The sequence below is a fragment of the Candidatus Chordibacter forsetii genome (assembly GCF_964187505.1).
Lineage (GTDB): Bacteria > Verrucomicrobiota > Verrucomicrobiia > Opitutales > Seribacteraceae > Chordibacter > Chordibacter forsetii.
Genome location: NZ_CAXLML010000087.1, coordinates 1 through 3,856 on the forward strand (window position 1 = coordinate 1; position 3,856 = coordinate 3,856).

Genomic DNA, 3,856 nt, shown 5'->3' on the forward strand with positions numbered 1-3,856 from the left:
CCATCCCCGGAAAAAACCGGAACCACTCGCAGTTCCAGAACTTGTATTATCAGAATAAACATTTAGAAGATAAAGGTTATTGGAGTTGTCATCGGTCGTCGTAGCATTTGGATCTAACACGAATATAGCGGTGAGTGCCTTGTCGCTATCGAGGGATACAGAGGTAGTTGCTGAATAGGCATCTCGAACAATTCCTTCAGCAATAGAACCATTTAAACTCCAATGGGAAAAAAGGTAACCGTCTTTTGCCATGGCAAGGATGGCATGATTAGGATCATATTCAAAGCTTCCTCCACCGTATAGATAAGAGGAAGCACCTACAGGATCTGAGCTAAGGCTTAAATTAACTAATCCTTCGGGTGCAAAATAGGCAGTCAGTTTGACATCATTACCAATGGTAATCAATTGTTCCGGTTGGCTAGGGGAAGATAAAATTGTACCAGTGGCTTCCCATTTTACGAAGCGGTATCCATTCTCTGCCGTGGCAGAGATTTCGATTTCTTCCCCATAGGATAAATCATCCTTATCAAATTTTTCGGAAATAAAGTTATCACCCCACATCGCATTTCCTCCAATTGCCGGACTAGTTACTAATTCGGCTTGATATTCTCTTCTTTTTACCAATGCAGTTAGGTTTAGATTCGCGAACATTTCGTGTGAATATATACTTTCAGAAGATAGGACCTCGCCATTATCCTCGTTCTTCCATCGAAAAAGTTTGTATCCATTACTTAAAGAAATTCCAAATTCTGCAATATCTTCGTCATAGAATGTCTTGCCGCCGAGGATTCGGCCACCAAAAGCCCCATCCACAGGTTCTTGGAACTCGTCCACTACAATTACTGAGTGGGTAACATTCCATTCCATCGGTTCGAATTTAGCAGTCAATTTAGCATTTCCGGTAAGATTAAAGCTAAATGGATTGTCAGCGTAAGAAGATTGGCTTGCTTTTGTGGCATTTGCTTCAATCGTCCAGGAGTGGAAAACTTTTCCTGCTCTCGGATTTGCTTGAACAGTAATAAGGTCGCCAAAATGAAAAGCTTCCTGATTGTTTATGACTTTGGTTGTACCATGAGCGATAGGATATGCAGAAAAGTTAATGGAATAGTCATTTTGCTTAAATATAGCTGAAATAATAGAATCTCCCCTTACTATTAGGGTGGTATTGGGATTTTCTTTATCGGCAATATTTTCGCTGCCCACACCGGACCATTCAACAAAAGACCAGTGCTCATCGGCAATTGCCTGAAGATCTATTGTATCTTCCCAGTAGTGGGGAGTTTGACCAGAATAAGAAACCGATCCATTGCCATCAGGATTTAGGGCAAGCTCATAATGTTTTTTCCGTAAAACAGCCTGGAACTGGCGATTTTCAGTAATTGAAACTGAAAAACCTTTCTGAGTTGTGACAACAGTACCGGTAGTTAGATCAACCCAGTAAAGAAAGGTATATCCCGTGGAATTAATAAATTCTAAATTGACCTGATCCCCATGGTAAATAACAGCAGGCTTTTGAATGGTTCCTCCTAAATCACCTGGAATTGGCTGATTATTTTGATCGAGTACAAGCGCTTGTGTCTCAACATCCATAACAATTCGAGAAAACGAAGCAGTTAGTTTTGCATTTCCAAGTACTTTGAAAGTGGTTGTTGGGCTAATCAGACCATCTTGGTCTTCTGTAGATAGGTTCTGCAAATTAATCCAGCCATCAAATTGTTTCCCCATGGCAGGTGATGCAGTAATTGATAAATCATCACCATAGGAAAAGCTGTCCCCCGAAAAGCCAACAATACCATAGTCAGAGGGAGAAGAGTTGGCATCAATAATGTACTGAACAGGTTTAAATACTGCAGATACCTCGGTATCTTCTAAAATGCGAAGTACGGTACTGGGTGCAGATGAATCGAGAAAATTTGGACTTCCTTGCCAATGTGAAAAATACCAATGATCTGATGGAGATGCAGAAATTGCTATCTCATCTCCCCAAAAATAAATGCCTTGGTTAGTGAATTCAATATTACCCTGGCCAATCGAATTGGCGGAGAGTGAATGTCGGGTATGTTCAAAGTTAGCACGCAAACCAAAATCAAAGGTAATCCGCAAATTTAAATCTTTGGCGCTCGGCGAGGTTAATATTTCTGAGTCTTCCAGGCTAATTACTTTTATTTCATTGCCGGAATAATTTGAGCCGGAAGCATGGTAATAGAGTAAGCTTGGAGCATCTGCAGGAACGAGAAAGGTAAATTTTCCTGATGAGGATTGATTATCCGTAATTCCAGATACAAAGACTGAATTTTCTGCGTCTTTTCGGGTTGAGGATAGATAGAATGTCTCATTGTTTTGGAGATCACATTCAAAATAATAGGTAAATCCTCGGACAAGAGTAAGGGTGGGAGCCTCTCGGTTATTTATAAATATACGATTGTCAGAAGGGTAAAGAGATGAACCGGACTGGGAGACATTGAAAGTTGCTTCCTTTAATAGTTCCCAATTTACAAATTCATAATTTTGTTTTGGTTCGGCTGAGATGTTCAGGTAATCACCAGAGTCAATTAATTCAGAAAAATTACTCACTTCACCTTGAGTAGTGTTGAATTCTAAATGCATGGAGTGCGAATTTCTAGTAAAGTGGCCGGAAATCTCAGAGTTTTCACCTAATTGGCTATCTACTGTTGGTAAGCTCCAGTGAGGAGAAAAGGTTTCCCCATTAGCACTTTTCCATCCGAGAAAACTATATCCAGGGTATGAAGAGGCTGTAATACGCTGGATTTGTTCAGAACTATAATCAGAATTCTCCCCAACTGATCCTGCATAGGGTGGTTTGGCAAAAAGGCTGTAACCGACCTCTTTACGATCAGTAAAGAATGCCCAAACTGAATAATTTGCGTCTAGGAAAGGAATGTTGAATTCGGCAGAATAAGAATATCCGCTTTCATTCAAACTATTCTCCCAATACAGGTATGAAAGCATATGGGTAGCTGCATCTTTCGGTACAGCGGTGACAGAAACTGCCGAAGTTGCATTATGGTCGGTACTGTCTGAGTGGGTTATACCGTCAAATGTAGAGGTTATCTCTAGGCTGCCGTTATTATCGGCGAACCTGTTTACTTGGTAAATTTGGGGTATGAACTCTGCGGAAAGAGTGCTATTGGAATCAGGTATCCGTATTTGATTATTCGGATTAGTAGCATGATTAACAAGGCTACCAGTATCGCCAGCCCAACGATCAAATTGGTAATGCATATCCGCTTGAGCAGAAATATTAACCGTATCTTCAAATTGGAAAGAACCAGTGCCCTCGGATGTACCTCCATATGAAGAAGTAACATTCAAGGAATAGGAGTTTCTTAAAAACTGAGCAGATATGTTAAGATCATATGCTGGTACAAAATCAATTTCTTGAATTAAAGGATTAAGCGAAGATTCGGCATCCAATAGTTCTGATGGGCTTGGTAATCCGTTCCATTGAGAGAACTTCCAACCACTTGCGGGTGAGGCCTTTACTGTAAGCCTGGAGGCCGAATCATAAGTACCGGAGTGTTGAGTAGATTGTTCAACGATTGGAAGGTTATCTACGAATAAGTCAAAGGCACCCTCACCCGTTTTTGATACATGTAATTGGTAGATTTCTCGAATGAATTGGGCTGTAAAGGAGAGATCCTTAAGTTCAAGCTCAGCATTATCCTGAATGTAGGTCGCGGAAGAATTTGGGTCTGATAAATAACTTATGTCACCTGTCCAATGGCTAAAATCCCAGCCCTCGTTGGCAATCGCTGTGATTAGCGGAGATTCTTGGATGGTAAAGCTTGATGGTCCAGTTGTTTGACCCCCAATTGAAGCAAGGATGTTTAATTGA

At 40.8% G+C, this 3,856-nt stretch carries 1 protein-coding gene; it reads right to left on the reverse strand.

The window, feature by feature from the left end; all coding sequences use genetic code 11:
- Positions 1 to 3,856 (reverse strand): InlB B-repeat-containing protein (locus tag ACKPQ4_RS04095; RefSeq protein WP_407679934.1); only part of this gene is annotated, 3,856 nt, incomplete at both ends.